Here is a 19,939-nt window from a genome sequence, read left to right on the forward strand (position 1 = left end):
GGCGAAGCTGGTGATCGATACGCGCAATGCCTGCGAGCGGGCCGGCGTCGCGGCCGAGAACGTGGTGAAGGCATGAGCGAGACGACCCGGACGACCAGCGCGAACCCTTCGGCTTTCGCGCTTATCGGCGCAGCCGGCTACATCGCCCCGCGGCATATGAAGGCGATCAAGGCCGTGGGCGGCGATCTCAAGGTGGCCTTCGACCCGAACGATTCCGTTGGCGTCATCGACAGCCATTTCCCGATGGCGCATTTCTTCACCGAGTTCGAGCGCTTCGACCGTCACGTCGACAAGTTGCGCCGCCGCGGGCAGACGATCGACTACGTCAGCATCTGCTCGCCGAACTATCTGCACGACGCGCATATCCGCTTCGGGCTGCGGGCCGGATCCGACGTGATCTGCGAGAAGCCGCTCGTCCTCAACCCCTGGAACATCGACGGTCTGGCGGAGATCGAGCGGGACACGGGCCGTCGCATCAACACGATCCTGCAGCTGCGGCTGCATCCGGCCATCCGCGCGCTGAAGGAGAAGGTCGCCGCCAGCGACAAGCGCCATGCGGTGGATCTCACCTACATCACCTCGCGCGGCCGCTGGTACCATGCCTCCTGGAAGGGCGAGGAGCAGAAGTCGGGCGGGGTCGCCACCAACATCGGCGTCCACTTCTTCGACATGCTCGCCTATGTCTTCGGGCCGCTGCAGTCGCAGTCCGCCCATCTGCGCGAGCCGGAGCGCGCCGGCGGCTACCTGAGCTACGAGAAGGCCGACATCCGGTGGTTCCTGTCGGTGGATCGGGAGGATTTGCCGGAGAGCGTCAGCGGACAGAAGACCACCTACCGTTCGATCACGATGGACGGGGAGGAAGTCGAGTTCTCGGAAGGTTTCACCGACCTTCACAGCGATTCCTACAGCCAGATCCTCAAAGGCGAAGGGTACGGTCTCGACGACGTCCGCTTCTCGATCGAGGTCGTGTCCGCGTTCCGCAACATGTCCATCACGCGTTCGGGCGAGATCCATCCCGTCGTCGCCGCGCGACTTTCGCGGTGACGGACACGCGTTCGCAGATGCGCGAGGATGCGCGCTTTCCCGGCGCGCTCATTCATGAAAGCGCCTACGTGGACGAGGGTGCCGAACTCGGCGAGGGAACGCGGGTCTGGCATTTCGCGCATGTCCTCGCCGATACCCGCATCGGTCGCGACTGCATTCTCGGCCAGAACGTGATGGCCGGGCCGCGCGTCGTGATCGGCGACGCCTGCAAGATCCAGAACAACGTCGCGCTCTACGAAGGCGTCGTGCTGGAGGACGGCGTGTTCTGCGGCCCGTCCTGCGTGTTCACGAACGTCAACAACCCTCGCGCCTTCGTCAGTCGCAAGAGTGAGTTCCGTTGGACGCGCGTGAAGATCGGCGCGACCATCGGCGCCAACGCGACGATCGTCTGCGGTCACACGCTCGGCGCCTACTGTTTCATCGCGGCGGGCGCCGTGGTCACCGGCGACGTGCCCGACCATGCATTGATGGCCGGCGTGCCCGCGCGGCGCATCGGCTGGATGAGCAAGGCAGGCGAAAAACTCGGGACCGATCTCGTCTGCCCCCGCACGCGTGAGCGCTACCGGGAAACGGACGGCCGCCTGGAGGAGATCTTCCCATAATGCGCCCCCCCATCGAATTCATCGATCTGAAGGCGCAGCAGCACCGGCTTGCTGGCGCGGTCCAGAAAGCGGCGCTGGCTGCGATCGAGAGCGCTCAGTACATCCTCGGCCCACAGGTAACGGAGTTCGAAGAAAAGCTCGCTGCGTTCTGCGGCGCCCGGCATGTCATCGGCACGGCCAACGGCACGGACGCGATCGGCATCTGCCTGATGACGCTCGGCGTGCGGCCGGGCGACGCGATCATTTGTCCCGCCTTCACCTTCGCCGCGACGGCAGAGGCGGTCGCTTGGCTCGGCGCGACGCCGATCTTCGTCGATATCGACGAGGACAGCTTCAACCTCGATCCGGCGCAATTGCCGATCGCCCTGGATACCGCGAAGCGCGCCGGCCTGAAACCGCGCGCGGTGATCGCGGTAGATCTCTTCGGTCAGCCGGCCGACTACGACGCGATCGAGAACTTTTGCCGGAACGAGAAACTCGCCCTGATCTGCGATTCCGCCCAAGGATTCGGCGCGACATACAAGGGCCGCCGTACGGGGCAGATCGGCGACTTCACCACTGCGAGCTTCTTTCCCGCCAAACCCCTCGGCTGTTACGGCGACGGCGGCGCGATCGTGACGAACAGCGATGAGAGTGCCGAGATCATTCGATCGCTCCGCTTCCACGGCAAAGGCGACGACAAGTACGAGCACGTGCGGATCGGCATGAATTCGCGCCTCGACACGATCCAGGCCGCGATCCTCATCGAGAAACTGGCGATCTTCGAGGACGAGATCGCGGCACGCCAAGCAGTCGCGAACCGCTACGATGCCGGCCTGCACGACGTGGTGAAAACCCCGTCCGTGATGCCCGATTGCCGCTCGGTCTGGGCGCAGTACACGCTGCGGGTGGACCCCCGGCGTCGGAGTGCGCTGATGGCCGAACTGAAGAGCAAGGGGATTCCGACGGCCGTCTACTATCCCAAGCCGCTGAACGAGCAGGAGGCCTACCGCCGCTTCCCGGTCGCCGGCAACGGGCTCCCCACCTCGACGCAGGCGGCGAGCGAGGTGTTGTCGCTACCAATGCACCCTTACCTGGACGCCGATACGCAGGACTACATCATCGAGAGCGTCCGCGAGGCGCTCCTCGGCCGGCAATCCATCGCGGTGTGAGCGCTGGGCGCCGCATCGCCTATCTGTCGCTGGAAACACCGAAGCCGGGACAGGCGTCCGACACGCATGTCGGCGAGATCGCCGGAGAGCTTCGGCGGCTCGGATACGCGGTCGAGCTTTTCGCGACCCGGCGCGGCGGCGCGAGCGGAAGTTCCAGCTACGCGGCGCGTCTCGCCGACTATGCCCGCGTCCAGATCGCTCTTGCCCGCCGCCTGCCGCGTTTCGATGTCGTCTACGTCCGTTCGCACTTCGCGGCCCTGCCGACCGCGATGATGGCTTCCCTGCGCGGCGTTCCCGTCGTGCACGAGGTCAACGGCAAGCCCAACGACGTCGAAGTGACCTATCCCGCCCTTCGGCGGTTCGCCCCGTTGTTTCGCCGCTTGTACCGGCTGCAGTACCGGCGCGCGGCCGCGCTCGTCGCGGTGACCGAAGGATTGATGGATTGGGCGCGGACCTTCGCCGGGCATGATCGCGTCCTGCTGGTGACGAACGGCGCCAACACCGATCTCTTCCGTCCCGACGGCCCGGCAGCTTCGATGGAGCGGCACGTCGTCGTCTTCGTCGGGGGCCTCGTCGCTTGGCATGGCATCGATACGATGCTCGCGGCGTTGGGGGAGGACGACTGGCCGGACGAGGTGGACCTCCTCGTGGTGGGGGATGGAGTGGAGCGTGACAAGATCGAACGTTGTGCCAGCACCAAGCTCCGCTGGCTCGGCCGCCGGCCATACGACGAGATTCCGTCGCTCCTGCGGGCTGCGACGGCAGCGCTCTGCGTCATCGAGAATCCGGGCGGGCGATCGTCGTCCGGCGTCGCGCCCCTGAAGCTGTTCGAGGCGATGGCCTGCGGCGTCCCGGTCATCGTCAGCGACCTGCCGTTCCAGGCGGACATCGTACGGGCACGCGAAACCGGTCTGGTCGTGCCGCCGGGTGACCCGAAAGCGCTGGCACGGGCGGTGGCTTCCCTCGTCGGACGGCCCGAGGAAGCCGCGCGCCTGGGGCGGAACGGTGCGGACTACGTCGCGCGGAAAGCGAGTTGGCGCATGCGCGCGGAGCAACTCGACGCGCTCTTCGAGGGGCTGCCGCAGGCGCGGGGCCGGTGGAGTGGATCATCGTGAGCGGGATGCGCTGCTTGCGGCTGACCCCGATTCCGCCTTGCCGTTGAAGGTCGCGGTTCTCTCGTTCAGCCCGATCGCCCGCGACGGGCGAGTGTTGCGCACCATAGGAGCGCTGCGCTCGCAAGGACACGATGTCACCGCACTCGGCTTCGGCTCCCGGCCTCCGCTCGACTGCGCCTTCATCGAACTTCCGGCGCCGGGCGGTCCCATGCGCCATCGCGCCGGAATCGTCGCGACGCAGCTTCCTGCCAACGTCGCCCCCGATCTATCGGGCCGCTTGCACTTCATGCTGCACTCGCACCGCGCGGCTCGCGATGCGCTGGTACACCTCCGGCCGCAGGTCGTGCATGCGAACGACTGGAAGGCGCTGCCTTCGGCGACCGCTCTGCAAGCGGTGAACGGTGCGGCGATCATCTATGACAGCCACGAATTCGCCGTCGAGGAACATGCCGACAATCGAGCGTGGCGCTTGGTATCGCAACGCCATACGAAGGCGATCGAGGCGCGTTTCATTGGCCGGGCGAGGATCGTCACGACAGTCAGCGACGGCATCGCCGACGCGCTGCAGGCACTATACGATCTGGCGGAGCGGCCTTCGGTCATTCGCAATACGCCGTCGTTCGAGCGGGTCGATCCGGCGCCGGTGGACGCCCCGCTGCGTCTGCTGTTCCATGGGGTTCTCAAGCCCGGTCGCGGTATCGAAGCCTCGATTGGGGCGATGCGGCTTCTGCCAAACCACCATCTGATCCTGCGGGGCGAGGGGGCGCCGGCGTATCTGCGGCATCTCCGCGCGCTGGCGGGCTCTGTCGGGCTGGAAGAGCGGATCAGCTTCGAGCCTGCCGTCGAGCCCGCCGAAGTCGTCCGAGCCGCGAGCCGAAGCCATGTCGGGCTCTTCTGCGCACCGCTCGATACCCGGCACAACCGCTTCGCGATGCCGAACAAGGCGTTCGAATACATGATGGCGGGACTTGCGGTCGTCGCGACAGCCAATACCGAACTCGCGCATTTCCTGGACCGACATGGCTGCGGAGTCGTCGCCGACGCTTGTGCGCCGGAGGCGATCGCGAACGCCGTCGGTGATCTAGATGCAGTACGGCTTTCCCGCCTGCGTATGGGAGCCCTCCACGCCGCGGCTGAGAACTCCTGGGACCGGGAGCAGGAAAAGCTGGTGCGGATCATCGATCGCCTCCCGCATCCTTCGTAGCGCGACCCTAGGCCCGGAAGGCCGCCTCGATCAGGCGCTGCGTGTACGGGTGTTCGGGGCGGGAGAGGACGGCTTCGGTGGGCCCGCGCTCGCGGACTTCGCCGTTCTGTATCACCACGACGTTGTGGCAGAGCGCCTTCACAACCTTCAGGTCATGGCTGATGAACAGGTAGGTGAGGCCGTAGCGCCGCTGGAGATCGCGCAGGAGTTCGATGATCTGCGCCTGCACCGAGAGATCGAGGGCGGAGGTCGGCTCGTCGAGGAGGACGAATTCCGGTCGTAGCACCACCGCGCGGGCGATTGCGATGCGCTGGCGCTGGCCGCCGGAGAATTCGTGCGGGAAGCGGTTCAGGCAGTTCGGGTCGAGGTCGACGGCGGCGAGCGCCTCGCGCACCATCGTCTCGCGTTCGCGGCGGTCGCGCCCCATGCCGTTGACGATCAGCCCTTCCTCCACGAGGTCGCGCACCGACATGCGGGGGTTCAGCGAGGCGAAGGGGTCCTGGAACACGACCTGCAGCTTGGGCCTGAGCGGTCGCATCGCCGCCCTGTCTTTCCCTTCCAGATGCTCGCCCTGCCAAAGGATCTCGCCGCCGCGGGCGTTCAGGAGGCGCAGCATCGCCTTGCCGAGCGTCGACTTGCCGGAACCGGATTCGCCGACGATGCCGAGCGTCTCGCCGCGCCGCACGTCGAGCGTGAGGTCGTTGACGGCGCGCAGCGAATGGGATTTCGAGCTGAACAGCCCGCCGGAGCGGATCTCGAAGAAGACGTCGAGGTTCCTCGCCTGCATCACGACAGGGGCGGCCTCGGTCAGCGGCTCCGGCACCCCGCGCGGCTCGGAGGCGAGAAGCTTCCTCGTATAGGCGTGGCGCGGGGCGGCGAACACGTCCTTCGTCGCGCCGCGCTCGACGATCTCGCCGCGCCGCATGACGCAGACCCGGTCCGAATGCCGCTCGACGATCCCGAGATCGTGGGTGATGAGGATCATCCCCATGTTCCGCGACTTCTGGAGTTGCGAGAGGAGCGCCAGAATTTCCGCCTGAACCGTGACGTCGAGGGCAGTGGTCGGCTCGTCGGCGATGAGGAGGTCGGGCCCGTTGGCGATCGCCATCGCGATCATCACCCGCTGCCGCTGCCCGCCGGAGAGCTGGTGCGGATACTGCTGGAGGCGCATCTCGGGCTCCGGGATGCGCACCTGCTTCAGAAGCTCGAGCGCCTCGGCGAGCGCCGCCTGCTTCTTCATCGGCCGGTGGGTGACGATCGCCTCGACGATCTGGTCGCCGATCCGGTAGAGCGGATTGAGCGAGCTCATCGGCTCCTGGAAGATCATCGCGATCCGCCCGCCGCGCACGGTCCGCATCTGCCGGTCCGACAGCTTGCCGAGATCGTGGCCGTCGAAACGGATCGCGCTCTCTTTCGAAAGCTTCGCGTTGGCGGCGAGGAGCCGCATGATCGCCCGCGAGGTGACGGACTTGCCGGAGCCCGATTCTCCGACGATCGCCAGCGTCTCGCCGCGCGAAACGTAGAAGCTCGCGTCCCGTACCGCCGCCACCGCGCCGTCGTCGTGGGCGAAGGAAACGGAGAGGGCTTCGACCTCGAGGAGATGGGCCATCGCTTGCGTCCTCAGGTCGAGTAGGGGTCGATCGCGTCGCGCAGCGCGTCGCCCAGCATGTTGAAGCCGAGCACGGCGACGAGGATCGCGCCGATCGGCACCAGGACCCACGGATAGGAGCCGAGCGTCTGGAGGTCGCTCGCGGCGTTGAGCAGCATGCCCCAGCTCACCAGGGGCGGGCGCACGCCGACGCCGAGGAAGGACAGGAAGCTTTCGAGAAGCACGATCGTCGGGATCATCAGGGTCGTCGAGACGATGACGTGGCCGAGGACGTTCGGCAAGATGTGCTTCAGGAGGATGCGCGGCGTCGAGGCGCCGATCGCCTCGGCCGCCGCGATGTAGTCGAGCCGGCTGACGAGCAGCGTCTTGCCGCGCACCTCGCGCGCGAGCTGCGCCCAGCGCAGCGCCGAAAGGATCAGCCCGAGCCCGAAGAACACCACCAGCGCGTCGGTGTTGCGCGGGATCACCACGACGAGCGCGAAGTAGAGAGGGAGCTCCGGCAAAGCGAGCACGAACTCGACGACGCGCTGGATCCATTCGTCGCCGCGCCCGCCGAGATAGCCGGAGAGGATGCCGACCAGCGTTCCGACCGTGACCGAGATCGTCACCACCAGCGCCGCCATCAGCAGCGTCAGCCGCGAGCCGACGAGGAGGCGCGAGAGCATGTCGCGGCCGTCGCGGTCGGTGCCGAGGACGTGGAAGGAGCAGCCCTCCGGCGCGGCGAGGAGATGGCGCTCGAAGGAAAGGCCGAAGAAGGAGTAGCTCCAGCCCTTGCCGAGGAAGGCCGGCTGGCAGCGCGTCGCGGTGTCCACCGTCGGCACGAGCTGGAACGTGTTCGGATCGAGGTCGAAGGTGATCGGGTGGGTGAAGGGAATGATGTGGAAGCCGTCCTCGGCGCGGAAGTTCAGGTCCTGCGGCGGCAGGTAGATCGCGTCGGCGTTCCGGGCGTTCGGGGCGTAGGGGCTGAGGAAGTCGGCGAAGAGCGCCGTCAGTATCAGGAGGGCGACGAGCGCCAGGCCGATCAGTCCCAGCGGATTGCGCCGGAACCTGCGCCAGACCAGCCCGGCATAGCTCCGCGAACGCACATTGGCCGCCGGCGCGGCGGCGTCGGCGAGGAGCGTATCCTCCTCGACGAGTTCCTTGGGGTGCAGGACCGCGTGGGCGTCGGTAAGCGTCGTCTTCGCGTCGAGCAGGGTCATCAGGCGAAGGCTCCCTGCCGGATGCGGGGATCGAGGATGGCCAGCGCCACGTCGGCGAGGAAGTTGCCGATCACCAGGATCACCGACAGGATCATGAAGATCGAGGCGGTGACGTAGACGTCTTCGACGAGGAGCGACTGAAGCATCAGGGGGCCGATCGTCGGGATGGCGAGGACGATCGCGGCTTCCAGCTCGCCTGAGACCATGTAGGGCATGATGAGGCCCTGGTTCATCACCAGCGGGTGGATGGCGTTCGGCACGGCGTGCTTCATCACCACCTTGCGCTCGGGCAGGCCCTTGGCGCGGGCCGCCTCGATGAAGGGCTGGCGGAGCACGTCGAGAAGGTTGCCGCGCATGACGCGCAGGTTGTAGGCGAGGCCGCCGAAGGCGGCGATGAACACGATCGGCCAGACATGCCGCACGAGGTCCCAGAACTTTGCGAACGACCACGGCGCGAAGATGTACTGTGCCGAGAACAGGGAGCCGATCGTCGCCGAGCGCCAGACGAAGGCGAGGAGGTAGAGGATCACCAGCGCCATGAAGAAGCGCGGGATCGTCATGCCGAGAAAGGCGAGCACGGTCGCGGCGCGGTCGCCCCAGCGGTGCTGGTTGACGGCGGCGACGATGCCGAGGCCGCAGCCGATGACGGTGGCGAGGAGGTGGCAGGCGAGGGCGATGCCGAGCGTCCACCAGATGCGCTCGCCGATGACGCTCATCGCCGGGCGGTTCTGCAGGAATGAAGGGCCGAAGTCGCCGCGCATGACGATGCCGCCGACCCAGTTGGCGTATTGCACGGGTAGGGACGCATCGAGATGGAGGCGCTCGCGCGTCTGCTGCGCCAGCTTCTCGGCGTCCGCCTCGCCCATGCCGCCGCGGCTCATCGCCGTCGCCTTCACCGTGTCGGCGTAGTCGCCGGGCGGCGCCTGGATCAGCATGAACGACACGAGGCTCACCACGAAGACGAGGCCGAGCGCCGAGACGAAACGTCGGAACACGAAGGCGAGCATCGGGCGAGGCTCCCGGTTCGATGGGACCGGCGCCGCCCAAGGGGAGGGGGCGGCGCCGGCGGTGGCGCGGCTAGCGGATGCCGGGCAGCGTACCGGCGGCCAGCTCGGGCACCTTTCCTTGCTCGGCTCTGGGCACGAACAGGCGTTCGCGCATCGAGCCGTCCTCCCCCCAGCCGTAGGCGACGACCGGCGTGCCGGGCGGCACGTTGCGGAAGCGCTTGTTGACGAGGATCGCGGCCGGCACGGAAACCAGGCCGAACTGGTAGACGTTCTCGGTCTGCTTCCGGTTGAAGGCGCGCAGCAGCTCGTTGCGCTTGCCCGAGTCCGGCTCCGACTGGATCTGCCGCATGATCGCGACCAGCTCGGTCTCGAAGGGTAGGAGCTCCTGCGGCTTCTCCGGCGTGCCGCGATGCCATTCCGGCCGGTTGAAGGCCAGCGGCGCGAGGGCGTCGAGGTTCATGATCGGCGCCTGGACGAAGCGGTCGCCGCGCCGGATCACCCAGTCCCACTGGCAACTGTCGATGAGGTTCACCAGCTCGGTGCTGTTCGGCTGGAGGACGACGTTGATGCCGACCTCGCGCAGCATCGTCACCAGCGACTGGGCGAGGCTCGTGTCGGTCGGATAAAGCGTGTTGTAGGCGAGGTTGACGTCGAGGTTCTGCCCCGCGAGCGGGCCGCCCGCCGGCCAGTTGACGATGCCGTCGCCGTTCGTGTCGGCGAAGCCGAGCCTGGCGAGCGCGGCCTTCGCGCCCGGAAGGTCGTAAGGGTAGAACACCGTCATGTCGGGCGAGCCGAAATCGCTTTCGGGGTGGAGCCCGCCGGCGAAGGGGATCGCGAAGGGCCCGCGCACCAGCGACTGACCGAGCGCCTGTTTGTCGATCGCCTGCGTCACCACGCGGCGGAAGGTGCCGTCGCGGTTCAGCTTGCGGATCGCCATGTCTCGGTCCGAGCGCACGCCGCAAACGGTGGAGTAGTTCGGCAGCACGCTCCAATCGATCGAGCGCGGGCCCCAGATGACCTTGGTCGGGAAGTCCGGCGTCTGCGCCTGGCGCATGGATTCGAGGTAGAGGCTCGGATCCTCCAGATTGGCGTAGTCGGCCGACCCCGCGACGGTCTGGATCGTGCGGTCCTCCCAGGTGGAGAGCTTGTACTGCACCTCGTCGAGATAGGGGAGCTGGTTGCCCTTGTCGTCGACCTCGTAGAAGTACGGGTTGCGGCGCATCACCATGATCTGATTCGGCCGGTAGTCCGTCACGGTCCACGGCCCCATCGTCACCCAGGGCGTCTTGTCGGGCGAAAGCGCGTCGGCGTAGCTCTGGTAGGTGGCGTCCTTGTTGTATTTCGGATGAAGGGGCTTCAGGACGTGCGCCGGGCCGGGGCACATCTTCTGGAAGCCCATCTGGTAGAGGGTGGTGACCGGAAAGGCCTGGCTGAACGTCCAGCGGATCGTGGCCTCGTCCACCTTCTCGAGCTTCGTGCCCTCGCCGTAGGCGCCGGGCCGGCCCCAGGTGGCGACGTTCGGATCGTTCATGTTGTCCTCCCAGAGGAACATGACGTCGTCCGCCGAGAACGGCTGCCCGTCCGACCATTTCGCGCCCTTCAGGAGGTGCATGGTCAGCGAACGGCCGTCCTCGGACCATTCCCAGCCCGTCGCGAGCTGCGGCAGCGGCTCGGTGTCGCCGGGGTTGAGCATCCAGACCGGCGCGGTGCGCACGAGGCACTGGCTGACGATCTCCTCGACGCCGCCCCAGGCCATGACGTTGCCGGCGACCCAGTTCCAGCCCTGCGGCCTCGCGCCCGAAACGTGGCGGATGACGCCGCCGTACTCGCCGGCGCCCTCGACGCTGGACGTGTCGATCACGAGCGGCGTTTCGGGCAGGCGGTCCTTCAAGGGCGGCAGCTTGCCGGCCTCGGCCAGCTTCGCGACCCATTCCGGCTCCCTGTAGGCCGACAGCTTTTCCGGGCGCGCCAGCCGGGCGCGGTCGATCTTCACGCCCTTTTCGGTCTGGAGGCTCTTGCCGACCGGCGCGGGCTCGGGGCCCTTCAGTTCCTGTGCGCCGCTGCCCGCCGTCAGCGCCGCCAGCGACAGGGCCGCGAAGGCGCAGGTCGAAAGCCATCTCGTCATCGTCGCATTCCTCCCGTCACGCCAAGCCGACGACGCCCGTTCTCCCGAAAGCGCCGTCGCCCGTTCTACCGATCGTTCAGGCGCCCGGACGCTGCCCGAGCGCGCCCATCGTCCGCTTCGCCGCCGTCGCCTCGCGCACCTCGTCCACCGAGCGTACCTCGCGCCGCGCCGCGCCGGCCCATTCCCGGGTCTTCACCGTGCCCTTCGCCAGCCGCTCGCGCGCGGCGGGGATCGCGTCGGCATATTGCGGCAGCCATTCGCCTTGCGCCACCAGCATCTCGTCCACCATCTGCCAGACTTCGTCCGGCGAGCAGATCGCGCCGACCAGCGGGTCGTGCAGGACCGCGAGCTTCAGGAGTTCCACGTCGCCGGTGACCGCGGCGTTCATCGCCATGCGCTGGACGTCGACGGAGGCTTGGCAGGTCGCGGCGCAAGCCGGCGATAGCGTCAGGCCCGCCACCATGTTCAAGCCGAACCGGTCGACGAAGCCGGTCGACTCGACGATGCAGTCGGCGGGCAAGTTGGTGATCAGCCCCCGGTTCTTGACGTTGAAGTGGCCGCGATAGACGCGCCCCGTTTCTAGCGCCTCGATGATGTGGCTCGCGTGCTCGTCGGTGCGCTTGGCGGGATCCAGCGGCCGGCCCGCCTCTTCGAGAAAGGCCGGGAAATCCGTCTCGAACCAGTTCCGGCTTTCGGTGGAATAGCGGAGATACCCGCCGGTCTCGCCGTGGATCCAGTCCGACATGTCGATCCAGCGCGAGATTTCGTCCGGCCGCTTGCGGTACCACGGCAGGTACTCGGACAGATGCCCGTTCGATTCGGTGGAATAGAAGCCGAAGCGCTTCAGGACGTCGATCCGCACCTTTTCCTGGTTGGCGAAGACCGGATGGCGCTCGAAGGCGGCGACCAGCTCGTCCTTTCCGATCCGCCGGCCGTTGTGGCGCAGATCCACGTACCAGGTCTGGTGGTTGATGCCGGTGCAGATGAAGTCGAGCTCGTTCCGGTCGACGCCGAGCGCGCTCGCGATCTGCCGCCAGCCGTTCTGGACGCCGTGGCAGAGGCCGATCGTATCCACCTTGCCGTGGTCGATCGCCGCCCAGGTGTTGATCGCCATCGGGTTGGCGTAGTTGAGCAGCCGCGCGCCGGGCTCGGCCACCTCGCTTATGTCGCGGCAGAAGTCGAGGATCGCCGGCACGTTGCGCTGGCCGTAGAGGATGCCGCCGGCGCAGATCGTGTCGCCGACGCACTGGTCGACGCCGTATTTCAGCGGGATGCGGATGTCGCTCGCATAGGCCTCCAGCCCGCCGATGCGCGAGCAGTTCATCACGTAGCGCGCGCCCTCCAGTGCCCGGCGGCGTTCCGTCGTGGCGCTGACCGTCGTCGGCAGCTCGTTCGCCTCGACGATGCGGCGGACGATCCGCTCCGCCATGGAGAGGTTCTGCGCGCTGATGTCGGTGAGGGCGATATGCGCGTCGCGGAGTTCCGGTACCGAGAGGATGTCCGACACGAGCTTCTTGGTGAAGCCGACGGACCCGGCGCCGATGATGGCGATCTTCACGGACATCGCAGTTCCTCCATGCCGGCCGGCCTTCGCGCCGGCCGCGCGGGCGATGGGGCAAATCCGCTCGCCGCACGATCTCTCATTGGCAGGTTATCGCGACGGCTTCCGCGCCCGATAGACGCAAAACGTGCGAACAGGGGTAAAATCGTGCTCGGCGTGCCGCTACCGGGATGGAGCGGCGGAACCCGCATACATGCCGCTGGTGCGGAAGTCCGTCGGGCTTGTGCCGTAGGCGCGGCGGAATGCCTTGGCGAAGTAGTTCGGGTCCTCGAAGCCGCAGTCGTGCGCGATGGCCTTCACCGCCATGTCGCCGCTTTCGAGCAGGCGCGCGGCGCGCCGCATCCGTTCGTTCAGGACGAATTCGCCGGGCGAGATGCCTTCGGCCGCGGAGAAGAGGCGGGTGAAATGTGCGCGGCTGAAGCCGGCGATCTGCGCCAGTTCCTCCACCGGCAGCGCGTCCGCCAGATGCGAGCGCACGTGGCTCTTCACGGCTTCGAGCGCGTTGCCGACCGGGGAGGGCGCTCCCATGTCCCGGTTCGGTCCGAGGATGTCGTCGTAGAGCGCCATCTGCGCCGCATAGGCATGGGCTGAGGCCTCGCCCGGCGTCGTGCCGCCGCCGTCCATCAGCTTCAGGCATTCGGCGGCGATGGCATCGACCGTGCGCGACGCCAGGCGGAAGACCGGACCGGCCTGCTCCTGCACGGCGCGGTGGATGCGCAGCGCCTCCTGACCGTACATCGAGATCCAGAAGAACTCCCAGCGCCCGCCGTCCGGCACGGTATAGACGTGGTCGGAAGGGATGATCACCAGCATGGTCTCGCCGGGACCGACCGCAAGGCTGCGGCCGCCGAGCGCGAGGCGCCCGGTCCCCGAGATCGTGTGCTGGAGCACGGTGAAGGGCGTCGAGCCGCGCCGGCGACCATCCCATCGATAGCCGGCGGGATCGGTGACGACGTCGTAGCCGGTCGAGGTCGGCATGGTGTGGAGCCGGTGGCGGCTCCGCGCCAGCGTCACGATCCGCATCGCCGAGCCGTGCGCCCGGAACCGCCGCAGGATCTCCCCGTCCATGCTCCCTTCGCCGCCGCGTCAGGCGGCGCGGCGATTCCCCGCCGGCCGCGCCCATTCGGGCACGAAATCGCCGTGCGCGGCGAGGAGGTCGGTGACGAGGTTCCAGATCTGGTCGAGGTCGAGCTCGGCCGCCGTATGCGGGTCGAGCATCGCGGCGTGGTAGATGTGCTCGGGCTTCTCCTGCACCAGCGCCGCGACGGTCAGTTCCTGCACGTTGATGTTGGTGCGCATCAGGGCGGTGAGTTGCGGCGGCAGCTCGCCGACCACCGTCGGCCGGATGCCGGACGCGTCGACGAGGCAGGCGACCTCGGCGGCGCAGTTCGCCGGCAGCGAGGCGATCGCGCCGTTGTTGCGCAGGTTGCCGTAGATCACCGAGGGCTCGCCGGTCCAGACCGAGTTGACGATCGACGAGGCGTATTCCTTCGAGGGCTTCACCTCGATCCGTGTCGCCGAGCGGTACTCGTCGGCTTGGGTTCGCCAGCGCGCGATCTGCTCGATGCAGCGCTTCGGATATTCGTCGAGCGGGATGCCGAACTTCTCGATGAGGTCCTCGCGCCCTTCCTTGATGAAGTAGGGCGTGTATTCGGCGAAATGCTCCGAGCTCTCGGTGACGAAATAGCCGAGCCGCGCCATCATCTCGTAGCGTACCTTGTTCGGGCAGCGCGGATTCCAGCTCGAAGGCTTCGGGAAACGCCCCTCGCGATAGCCTTTCAGCAGCGCCGGGTAGAGGTTCTCGTAGGAGCCGTCCGGCTGGCGGTGCTCGAATTCGAGGAAGAAGGCCATGTGGTTGATGCCGGCCGCCCGGTAGCGGATGTCGTCGACGGGAATGTCGAGATCGCGCGCGAGCTCCGCGGCGGTGCCCTGTACCGAATGGCAGAGGCCGACCTGCCGGATCGCCGGGAACTTCTCGGCGATCGCCCAGGTGTTGATCGCCATCGGGTTGACGTATTGGAGCAGGATCGCCTCCGGGCAGACTTCCAGCATGTCGGCGCAGATCGCCCAGAGATGCGGCACGGTGCGAAGCCCGCGCATGATGCCGCCGACACCCAGCGTGTCGGCGATGGTGTGGCGCAAGCCGTAGCGCTTCGGTACCTCGAAGTCGGTGACGGTCGCCGGCTCGTAGCCGCCGATCTGGAAGGCGACGACCACGAAGTTCGCGCCGTCCAGCGCCGCGCGGCGGTCGGTGAAGGTCTTGACGCTCGCCTCGACGCCGAGCGTCGCGATCAGCTTGCGCACGACGATCTCGCTCTCCTCCAGCCGGTGCGGATCGATGTCCATCAGCCGTATTTCGGTGCCGCCGAGCGCCGGCCGCTGCAGCACGTCGCCGATGATGTTCTTCATGAACACCGTCGAGCCCGCGCCGATGAAGGTGAGTTTCGGTCCGGCCATGGTCGTTCCCCGTGGAAGCCCGGCCTCGGATATCGGCCGGGCATCGGTGATTTTGTATCCTCGGGCACGCACTATAGCCGCGCTCGCGCTCTCAGGCCTACCCGGCTTTTCGTGCGAACAGCGGTAAAATCGTGCGCTCGCCTATCCGGCGACCGCGGGACGGATGAAGCCGAACGGTCCGGGGGACACGTGCGGCGCTTCGCCCGACATCAACTCGGCGAGGAGCCGGCCGCTCGCCGGCCCGAGCGTCAGGCCCTGGTGGCCGTGTCCGAAGTTGAACCAGAGCCCACTGTGACGCGGGGCCGGCCCGACCACCGGCAGCATGTCTGGCATGCAGGGCCGCGTGCCGAACCAGGGCTCCTTCTCGACCGGACCGCCCAGTTCGAGGAGTTCCGCCGCCGCAGCTTCGGCCCGCTGCAGTTGCGCGAGGGCAACCGGCGCGTCGCGCCCGGTCAGTTCCGCGCCGGTGGTGATCCTCAAGCCCTGCCGCATCTGCGCGAGGACGCAGCCGTTCGCCGCGTCCATCAGCGGGCGGCGAAGCGTCCGCTCGACCGTCCAGTGGCGATGGTAGCCGCGTTTCAGCACCATCGGCACGGAGTAGCCGAGCGGTTTCAGCACCTCCGGCGACCAGGGCCCGAGCGCAACGACCGCCGCCTCGGCTCCGACGGCGCCGTCGCTCGTCCGGACGCTCCAGCCGGTCCGCGGCTTCGCCAGTGTCGAGGCGTCGCCGATCGCGACCGTGCCGCCGAGGCGGCGGAACAGCGCGGCGTAGCTCTCGACCAGCGCCCCCGGATCGCTTGACACCCAAGCGTCCGGCCAGAGGATCGCGCCGGCGCCCGCCGCCTTCAGCGCCGGCTCGGCGAGGCGAAGCTCATCCGGCGATTCGGTGACGAAGGCCACGCCGTAGTCCGAGCGCAGCCGCTCGGCCTCGCGAAGCGCCGCGTCCATCGCGGCAGCCGTGCGATGGAGCACGCGGTATCCGCCGGTCCGGACCAGCGCGCCGGCGCCGGCCGCCTCGATCAGGTCGCCGTGCTCGGCCGTCGCGCTCCGGATCAGCGTCGCGTAGGCGCTGGCGATCCGCCGGTGACGGCTTGGCGCGGAATGCCACCAGTAGCGCAGCAGCGCCCCGGCATGCAGCGGCAGGGCACGCGGATCGTAGCGCACGTCGTTCGTGCGCCCGGCGACGATCGCGAGGAGTGCCGGCCAGCTTCGCGGCATGGCGTAGGGCTCGACCGCCTCGCTCTGGACGATGCCGGCATTGCCGTAGCTGGTGGCGCGGCCGGGCGCCTGCCGGTCGACAAGCGCGACCTGCCAGCCGCGCCGCTGCAGGTGGAGGGCGCTCGACACGCCGACGGCGCCGGCGCCGAGAACAAGTGCGGTTCGCATCGATCAGCTCGTAGCGCCAAGCATGGAGGGCCGCCAAGGGGAGAACCGCTTCAAGCGAAGCGCGTCCGCACCGTCGGCAGGAAGCGGAGCGGCACGCGACGAGCTAAGGCTGGACGGAGGCGTTTCGACATCGCGGCGGCAAAGGCATCCATCTTGTTCCCCGGTTAGGCAACGGCTCTTCCTCACGCCTTGTCGCTGTTGTCCGCAGGCTTTATTGAGACGGGGCTCAGCGTTGAACGGCAGGAGTTCCGGAAGATGAAGCATCTCGGCGAAGCGGTCATCGAAGCCCAACGCTCGCTGATCCTGTCCGTCGTCGAGAAGCATGTCGGCAAGGGACAGTCCTACGTGCTGATGGACTTTCCGAACTACCAGAACATCGGCGACAGTGCGATCTGGCTCGGCATGGCGAAGGCGCTGCGGCAGGTGACCGGCAAGCTCCCGAGCTGGGTCGGATATACGCCGCGCGACGTCGAGATCGTGCGCGAGCGCTATCCGGGGCAGCCCGTCTTCATCTGCGGCGGCGGCAATTTCGGCGACGTCTGGCGCGGCAAGGACGACCTGCGCTACCGGCTGCTGGAAGCGCTGCCCGACCAGCGGATCGTGCAGATGCCGCAGGCCATCCAGTTCCGCGACCCCGAATTCATCGAATACGCCAAGCGGCTCATCGGGGCTCACAAGGATTTCCATCTTCTGGTCAGGGACCATCGAAGCCTCGACTTCGCGAAAACCAATTTCGATTGCTCGGTCGGCCTGGCGCCGGACACCGCCTTCTTCATAGGCAAGATCGAACCGCTGCCGACGGAGCGCGTCGAGACGCTGTACCTGTTACGCGACGACCGCGAGGCCGGCATCGAGATCCCGGAAGCGAAGAAAGCCGTTCCCGGGCCGGTGCGGGACTGGATGGACTGCCCGACCACCGTAACCAGGAAGAGCGCCTCGTCGGTGCTGAAGGCGGTCGCGCACGGCGACTTCTCGTCGGCCGCTTGGCGGTCCCAGCATTACGAGGACGTTGCGAACCGCCGCGTCCAGTACGGCGTGAAGCTGCTGTCCGCCGGAAAACGCATCGTCACGAACCGCCTGCACATCCACATCGTTTCGACGCTGATGAACATCCCCCACGTCGCGCTCGACAATAACTACGGCAAGATCCACGGCTATATCGATGCCTGGACAGCCGCGAGCCCGCTTGTGCGGAAGGCGAAGAACGACCAGGAAGTGCTGACCGGCCTGTCGGAGCTGCCCTACGTGGCGAACGGCGACTGGCGGAACGCCGCCTGACGCTCGGGTCGGCGAACCGATCCGAGCCGACGCCCACCCCGTTGAAGCGAGATCGCTGCCGCAGCGAATACGAAGCCGCGGAGACGGCGGCCGCTTCGCCGCGAACGCTCAGGCGACCGGGCTCGCCGCCGGCGGCCGGCGCCGCAGCTTCGAGGTGAGCTTGGCGAGGATGCGCTGGATCTCGGTCTCCGGCCCCTGCGGCCGCTTCGCCGCTGCCCAGAGCGCGACGTTCGCCGCGACGTAGGCGACGGCCCCGACCAGCACCAGGAACGCCAGCTCCAGTCCGAGTTCCGGTCGGCTTTCCAGCTTGCCGAACAGGGTGGAGGTCGCGAGAACCACCGCCGCCATCAGCGCGACGCTGACCAGCGCCCGGAAGTTGGCGGCAAGCTGCCGGCGGAGGCCGACCGCGATCAGCCGCTTCACGAGCAGCATGTTGACGAGCGTGGACAGGAGGCCGGTCAGGACGCGCGCGTAGACGAGGCCGGGCAGGCCGCCGAAATACAGGCCGGCGATGATGATCGGCATGCGCACGCACAGCATCTGCGTGTCGCGCATGAACAGGAGCTTCGTCCGGCCGAGCGCCATGCCGAGCGGCTGGACGAGGCTGCCCAGCGTCTGCAGCGCGAAGATGGAGGCCAGCGCCTGCACGATGAAGATGATCGGCACCCACTTCTCGCCGAGGACGCCGCGCACCAGCGGGTCGGCGACGACCGCCATGCCGATGCCGGCGGGGAGCGCCACGAATGTGACGAGCGCCTGTGCCCGCTGGTAGGCGTTGGCGAGCCGCTCGGGCGCGTGCCGCACGCTGGCGAAGCCCGGATAGATCGTCGCCGTCAGCGGCGCCGTCGCTTCGCGGGTGGGCAAGGTCGAGAAGGTGTTGCCGACCGTGTAGTGGCCGAGCGCCGTCGCGTCGACGAGCTTGCCGAGGACGAGGTATTCGAACCGCCAGTTCAGCGTGTTGACGATCTGGCCGAGCGTCAGCCAGATCGAGAAGGAGAACAGGTCCTTCAGGTGGCGGAAGGTGATCTTCGGCAGGAAGGGCAGGATCGAGTAGGAAACGACGACGTTGGTGATCTGGTAGGACAGGAGCCCCAGAACCAGCGCCCAGTAGCTGTGGTAGACGGCAGCGACGAACAGCGTCACGAGGAAGCCGACAAGCTTCTGCGAGACCGTCAGCACGAAGTCCTGCCAGAAGATGAGCTGGCGCTGCAGCATCACGCATCGCGGATTGGCGATGCCGCTGAGCACGAGGCTGAAGCTTAGCGCCAGCAGCACGTTGAAGAGGCGCGGATCGCCGTAATAGGCCGAAACGGGATAGGCGCTCGCGGCGAAGCCGCCGCCGAGCAGGAGACCGCGCAGCGTTCCGATGGTCCAGGCGGCACTGAAATGCTCTTCGGACAGGTTCTCCTGCCGGATGAGCGCCTGGTTGAGCGACAGTTCGGTGACGGAATTCACGATCGTGATCAGGGTCGTGCCGATCGCGACGAGGCCGAAGTCGGCCGGCACGAGATACCAGGCGAGGATGATCGTGTTGAGGGCGGTCAGCGCGTTGACGATGGCGCGCGAGACGCTCAGCCAGACGCTGCCCTTGATGAGCCGTTGCGTGACGTTGCTCATGACGTCGTCGCTCCGGTCGCGCGAGGGGCCGCCGCAGCCGACAGCTCGCTTCGTCCCGCGGCGCGAGCGTCAGGAATGGCGGCTGTCTCGGTCATGGCCATGTCGGTGTTCGAGGAAGCGGGGGAAAACGAACGGGAAGCGCCGACTGCCGGGTTCAAGAATTCGGATCTGAACACGACGAGCCCATGGCGGCATCGGGTCTTGAGCCGGATCGATGCCGCGTGCCGAAAGCGGGAACGTGCCGGAAACTGGCGAAGGAGCGATCATACCGTTCTTCGGTCGGTTGGAGGTCGCTCATTCCGCCCGACCCGTCAAGCGATAGTTTTGCACTGCACCAATGCGCTCGCGGCAGAGTGGACGGCGGGCTGACCGCTGGCTGGCGCCGGCCGCCTCCGAAGCGTGACCGCAGGCCGTGACCGGATCGGTCCCGCTCCACGCCCGCACTCCGCAGTGCCGGACGAAACCTGCGGCATCGCGCGCATAACAGCCTGTTTTTGCGCTTATTTAAGGCCTTGCCCCTACAACCGAAGCGCGCCGAGACACCGCTCGCCCGCGTTTCGCGGTTCCGAACGGCATGACGGCAG

General features: G+C 67.5%; 15 protein-coding genes. 6 read left to right on the top strand and 9 right to left on the bottom strand.

Going from position 1 to position 19,939, the window contains the following annotated elements; translation table 11 throughout:
- Positions 1-72: 72 nt before the first annotated feature.
- Genes F6X38_RS17005 through F6X38_RS17025 form a run of 5 tightly spaced genes read left to right on the top strand, consistent with a single transcriptional unit; the run spans position 73 to position 5,116 of the window.
- On the top strand, positions 73-1,044 hold the full coding sequence (locus F6X38_RS17005; protein WP_150971719.1) for a Gfo/Idh/MocA family oxidoreductase: 972 nt from the start codon (positions 73-75) through the stop codon (positions 1,042-1,044).
- Positions 1,041-1,646 (top strand): acyltransferase, encoded by a 606-nt coding sequence (locus tag F6X38_RS17010; RefSeq protein ID WP_281353077.1) that lies wholly within the window; start codon positions 1,041-1,043, stop codon positions 1,644-1,646. Before F6X38_RS17005 ends, F6X38_RS17010 begins: the two co-directional genes overlap by 4 nt.
- Positions 1,646-2,797: a DegT/DnrJ/EryC1/StrS family aminotransferase gene (locus tag F6X38_RS17015; protein ID WP_150971721.1), complete on the top strand. Its 1,152-nt coding sequence runs from the start codon at positions 1,646-1,648 to the stop codon at positions 2,795-2,797. Before F6X38_RS17010 ends, F6X38_RS17015 begins: the two co-directional genes overlap by 1 nt.
- The gene (locus F6X38_RS17020) at positions 2,794-3,912 is read left to right on the top strand and encodes a glycosyltransferase family 4 protein (protein WP_161992808.1); all 1,119 of its coding nucleotides are present in this window, start codon (positions 2,794-2,796) and stop codon (positions 3,910-3,912) included. Before F6X38_RS17015 ends, F6X38_RS17020 begins: the two co-directional genes overlap by 4 nt.
- The gene (locus F6X38_RS17025; RefSeq protein ID WP_161992809.1) at positions 3,899-5,116 is read left to right on the top strand and encodes a glycosyltransferase; all 1,218 of its coding nucleotides are present in this window, start codon (positions 3,899-3,901) and stop codon (positions 5,114-5,116) included. Before F6X38_RS17020 ends, F6X38_RS17025 begins: the two co-directional genes overlap by 14 nt.
- Positions 5,117-5,123: 7 nt before the next feature.
- On the opposite strand, the gene F6X38_RS17030 is transcribed toward F6X38_RS17025, so the two are convergent.
- The 8 genes from F6X38_RS17030 to F6X38_RS17065 all read right to left on the bottom strand — a co-directional run bounded on the left by F6X38_RS17030 (position 5,124) and on the right by F6X38_RS17065 (position 16,460).
- The gene (locus F6X38_RS17030; RefSeq protein ID WP_150971727.1) at positions 5,124-6,725 is read right to left on the bottom strand and encodes an ABC transporter ATP-binding protein; all 1,602 of its coding nucleotides are present in this window, start codon (positions 6,723-6,725) and stop codon (positions 5,124-5,126) included.
- 11 nt (positions 6,726-6,736) lie between these two features.
- A complete protein-coding gene (locus tag F6X38_RS17035) occupies positions 6,737-7,924 on the bottom strand; it encodes an ABC transporter permease (protein ID WP_150971729.1) in 1,188 nt (395 codons plus the stop codon).
- Positions 7,924-8,931 (bottom strand): ABC transporter permease, encoded by a 1,008-nt coding sequence (locus tag F6X38_RS17040; RefSeq protein ID WP_150971731.1) that lies wholly within the window; start codon positions 8,929-8,931, stop codon positions 7,924-7,926. The genes F6X38_RS17035 and F6X38_RS17040 overlap by 1 nt, the downstream gene beginning before the upstream one ends.
- Positions 8,932-9,001: 70 nt before the next feature.
- The gene (locus tag F6X38_RS17045) at positions 9,002-11,056 is read right to left on the bottom strand and encodes an ABC transporter substrate-binding protein (protein ID WP_150971733.1); all 2,055 of its coding nucleotides are present in this window, start codon (positions 11,054-11,056) and stop codon (positions 9,002-9,004) included.
- A gap of 76 nt (positions 11,057-11,132) precedes the next feature.
- Complete coding sequence (gene melA / locus F6X38_RS17050) at positions 11,133-12,620, bottom strand: alpha-glucosidase/alpha-galactosidase (protein WP_150971734.1); 1,488 nt, start codon at positions 12,618-12,620, stop codon at positions 11,133-11,135.
- Between the two features lie 159 nt (positions 12,621-12,779).
- Positions 12,780-13,685, bottom strand: coding sequence for a helix-turn-helix transcriptional regulator (locus tag F6X38_RS17055; protein WP_150971736.1), 906 nt, complete (start codon positions 13,683-13,685; stop codon positions 12,780-12,782).
- Positions 13,686-13,703: 18 nt separating this feature from the next.
- Complete coding sequence (gene melA, locus F6X38_RS17060; RefSeq protein WP_150971738.1) at positions 13,704-15,074, bottom strand: alpha-glucosidase/alpha-galactosidase; 1,371 nt, start codon at positions 15,072-15,074, stop codon at positions 13,704-13,706.
- Positions 15,075-15,215: 141 nt separating this feature from the next.
- Positions 15,216-16,460, bottom strand: a complete 1,245-nt coding sequence (locus F6X38_RS17065; RefSeq protein WP_150971740.1) for an NAD(P)/FAD-dependent oxidoreductase — start codon at positions 16,458-16,460, stop codon at positions 15,216-15,218.
- A 255-nt stretch (positions 16,461-16,715) separates the two neighbouring features.
- On the opposite strand from F6X38_RS17065, the gene F6X38_RS17070 reads away from it, so the two are divergent.
- Entirely contained in the window at positions 16,716-17,738 is a 1,023-nt protein-coding gene (locus F6X38_RS17070) for a polysaccharide pyruvyl transferase family protein (protein WP_150971742.1), read from the top strand.
- A 108-nt stretch (positions 17,739-17,846) separates the two neighbouring features.
- Here the strand turns inward: F6X38_RS17070 and F6X38_RS17075 are convergent, their stop codons facing one another.
- Entirely contained in the window at positions 17,847-19,355 is a 1,509-nt protein-coding gene (locus F6X38_RS17075) for a lipopolysaccharide biosynthesis protein (protein WP_150971744.1), read from the bottom strand.
- Between the last annotated feature and the right edge of the window lie 584 nt (positions 19,356-19,939).

It is taken from the genome of Plantimonas leprariae, assembly GCF_008802405.1.
In the GTDB taxonomy this organism is placed as follows: domain Bacteria; phylum Pseudomonadota; class Alphaproteobacteria; order Rhizobiales; family Rhizobiaceae; genus Plantimonas; species Plantimonas leprariae.